Here is a 3,492-nt window from a genome sequence, read left to right as displayed (position 1 = left end):
GGCGAAGCCGCGCCGCCGGGAGCGAAGCCGGGCGCGCGCGTCAGCGCTTGGCGTTGGCCATCTCGTGCAGCTCGAGACGGTTGTAGGTGGCGCGCATGGCATCCTTCACGTTGATCGCCTTTTTCGCGATCAGCTGGACCAGGACGTCGTTCAGGCTGCGCGACATGCTGTCCTCCTTGCGGCGCATGAAGTCGGCGATCAGGTGCAGCTTGCCGGGGTCGGCGATGTACTGTGCCACCTGCTGGTTATTGTTGAACACCATTTCGTAGGCGAGCACGACGTCGTCGCCCTGCTCGTTCGGCAGCAGGGTCTGGAAAATCACCGCGACCAGGGAATTCGACAGCCCGGCCGCGCGCTGCTCGCGCTGTTCGGCAGGGAAGAAACCCAGCAGCTTGGAGATCGCGCTGACCGCGCTGTTGGTGTGCATCGTCGCGAGCACGAGGTGGCCGGATTCGCCGGCGTGCAGCACGGTGTCGGCCGTGTCGAAATCGCGGATCTCGCCCACCATCAGCACGTCCGGCTTCTGGCGCAGCGCTTCGCGCAGGCCGGACGAGAACGTGGCCGTGTCGGCCGGGACTTCCTTTTGCGAGATGATCGACTGCTTGCGCCGCAGCTGGTATTCGATCGGCTCCTCGATCGTGATGATGTGGGCGCTGCGCGTCGCATTGATCTGGTCGAGCATCGAGGCGATCGTCGTCGTCTTGCCCGAGCCGGTCGGCCCCGTGATCAGGATGATCCCGCGGGTCGCCTCGAGCACCGTCTTGACATAGTGCGGCAGGCCGGTCTGGTCCAGCGCGATGGGGCGCAGCGGCAGGCGGCGGATCGAAATGGTCGTCTTCGAACCGGACGACGAGCGGAACACGTTGCAACGCAGCCGGTAGTCGGTGAGGATGAACGGCCGGTCGATCGCGCTCTCGACGATCTTGTCTTCCCAATCCTCGTCGATGGCGTTCAGTACGGGCAGCATGTCCTCGAGCGTGACCGGTTCCGTGCCGACCTGGCGCCATCCGCGCGGCGACTTGATCATCACGGGCATGTCCTGCTCGATGTGAATATCCGAGAAGCTCTGGCCGGAATTGACGAGGGAGATCAGCTCCTCCAGTAATTCACGGGATATCGAAAAGTCGTCGGACATGATGCACCTGGGTAATGTAGGACTTGCTTGAGTATAGCGCGGCTGTCCTTGGCTGACCAGCCGTCCGGCGGACGGGAAGTCTTGCATTTTCCTGTCACTTGGCCGTCAATCCGCTGTCGGTCCGCACATGCCGCCGATGTTTTCCTCCAGAATGCGCGGTTGACCGGCCCGGCGGACAACGGAGTATGCCTTGGAATTCGAGAACCGCAGTATCGTTTCAGTGAACCAGTTCGACCTTGCGGGGCTGGACACCCTGTTCGACCTGGCGCGCCGGATGAAGCCCATCGCCGCGCGCCAGGCCAGGAGCAACGTCCTCGACGGCTACATCCTCGGCAACCTGTTCTTCGAGCCCAGCACGCGCACGCGGATGAGTTTCGCCAGCGCGTTCATGCGCCTCGGCGGCCAGGTCAACAGCACGACCGGGACCGTCAACTCGTCGCTGGCCAAGGGCGAGTCGCTGGCCGACACGATCACCATGATCCAATCCTATTGCGACGTGATCGTGATGCGGCATCACCAGCGCGGCGCCGCCGCCGAAGCGGCCGCCGTGTCGAGCGTGCCGGTCATCAATGCCGGCGACGGCAATGGCGAGCATCCCACGCAGGCGCTGCAGGATTTGTTCACGATCCTCGAGGAACGGCCCGGGCGCGGCGTCGACGGCATGACGATCGCCGTGGTGGGCGACCTGAAGTTCGGGCGCTGCGTGCCTTCCCTCGTCAACCTGCTGTGTCTCCATGCGGGCGTGCGGTTCCTGTTCGTCGCGCCGCCCGAACTCCAGATTCCCGGCGCGATCCTCCGCGGCGTGCGCGACATGGGATGCCAGGCGATCCGGACGAGCAACCTGGACGCCGCGCTGGAGGAGGCCGACGTGGTCTACCTGACGCGCATCCAGGACGAACGGATCGCCGACGCGAAAGTGAGGGCGACCGTGCGCGGCAGCTACGTGCTGACCCGCGCCAAAGTGGAATCGCGCTGCCGCAAGGACACGGTAATCCTGCATCCCCTGCCCCGGATCGACGAACTGCACACGGACGTCGACAGCCTGCCGAACGCCGCTTATTTCCGCCAGGCGGCGAACAGTATCCTGGTCCGGATGGCGCTGCTGCTCCTCGTGCTGGGCAAGCAGGCCGACGTCGGCTGAGCGCAGGTTCAGCGCCGCAACCCCACCATCCCGGTGAACCGGTTGAGCGCCCTCTTGTACAGGCCCGGATCCGCATGGTAGCCCATGCCCGGCGGCCCGGACGTGCGCGGCGGGCGCAGTTCCGTCCCGCCGTCGGGCAGGTACTTGGTGCGGTCGTACGCGCTCAGGCCCAGCTTCAGGCGCACCAGGCCGGGCGACTTGAAGCCCAGCCCTTTCATGCGTCCCATCAGGCTCTTGCGCGAACGCTCCGCATAGTCGAGCGTGATGGCGATGCCGCGCGGTTTGGCATAGTCGTAGCCGAGCTTGCCGTCCTTGATGGCATGCCTGGCCTGGGCCTCGTTCGGCAGTTGCGGGTCGAACAGGATCAGCGGCGCCGGGTCGTACAGTTTCACGCGGCTCTCGACCGCGGCGGCGAACAGCTGCGCGCTCGCGCCGCCCATCGATCCGCCCGCGATGTACTCGAACTTCACGTTCCGCCCCTTGGCATAGGCGTCGTCGACCGCCTTCGCCACCAGCACGGCCGCCTCGTGGTTCGCCTTGAACACCTTGCCCACCGACTGGCCGATGCTGCTGAAGGCCTGCTTGACGTCGCGCATGTTCTGTGTGCCGCCGAACATCACGCGCACCTCGAGCCGCTGGTTGCCGTGCTCGTCCATGCCGACCTGCTCGTCCCACACCATGTGCGCGACGTGGGCCGCACGCACCAGCTGTTCCCGCTCGCCCGCAGGCAGCAGGCTGAACAGGCGCGACGTGCGTATGGAAGCGTCCAGGTAGTGATCCGAAGTCAGTTCGATACGTGCGGGCTGGTACGTCATCGGCATCTGCCGGGCGAGTTGATCCGCGAACACGTCGGCGCTGCCGCCCTGCGTGCGGAAGCACGCCACGTGCTCGATCCGGTACTCCCTGTCGTCGGTCCGGACGATCGGGGACAGCGCTTCGGCAAAGCGCGCCGCCAGCCGTTGCACGGCATGGTAGTTGACCGAGTCCGGCTGGGACGCGAGCGGCTCGCCTTCCTGGTCGCCCCGGTTCGCGAAATGCACCTGCAGCATGTTCACCGTCTTCCCGTCGGGACCGGCGACCTGGCGCTCGGTGACGAAGCAATTGGCCGCCCTGGCCGCCCGGGACAGCGAGGCGAGCACGTCGGGCGGCATGCCCCGGCCGAATTGCGTCCGGCCGATCGCCGCGCTGTCCCGGGCGGCCAGGGCGGCCAATTGCT

2 protein-coding genes and 1 pseudogene are annotated in these 3,492 nt (G+C 66.2%); 1 reads left to right on the top strand and 2 read right to left on the bottom strand.

The annotated features are described in order from the left end of the window. Positions 1 to 40 precede the first annotated feature (40 nt). Positions 41 to 1,135 carry a type IV pilus twitching motility protein PilT gene (locus ACEN88_RS27030; protein ID WP_413344629.1) on the bottom strand — a complete coding sequence of 365 codons (1,095 nt, stop codon included), beginning with the start codon at positions 1,133 to 1,135 and terminating at the stop codon, positions 41 to 43. A 190-nt stretch (positions 1,136 to 1,325) separates the two neighbouring features. Between ACEN88_RS27030 and pyrB the strand changes: the two genes are divergently transcribed. After that, positions 1,326 to 2,276, top strand: coding sequence for an aspartate carbamoyltransferase (gene pyrB / locus ACEN88_RS27025; RefSeq protein WP_413344627.1), 951 nt, complete (start codon positions 1,326 to 1,328; stop codon positions 2,274 to 2,276). 8 nt (positions 2,277 to 2,284) lie between these two features. Here the strand turns inward: pyrB and ACEN88_RS27020 are convergent. Beyond that, a pseudogene (locus tag ACEN88_RS27020) lies at positions 2,285 to 3,492 on the bottom strand (type III effector protein); the annotation flags it as partial.

It is taken from the genome of Massilia sp. CT11-108, from assembly GCF_047302915.1.
In the GTDB taxonomy this organism is placed as follows: domain Bacteria; phylum Pseudomonadota; class Gammaproteobacteria; order Burkholderiales; family Burkholderiaceae_D; genus Telluria; species Telluria orientalis.
The sequence above is the reverse complement of the archived record's forward strand: the minus strand, read 5'-3'. Positions and strand labels throughout refer to the sequence as shown.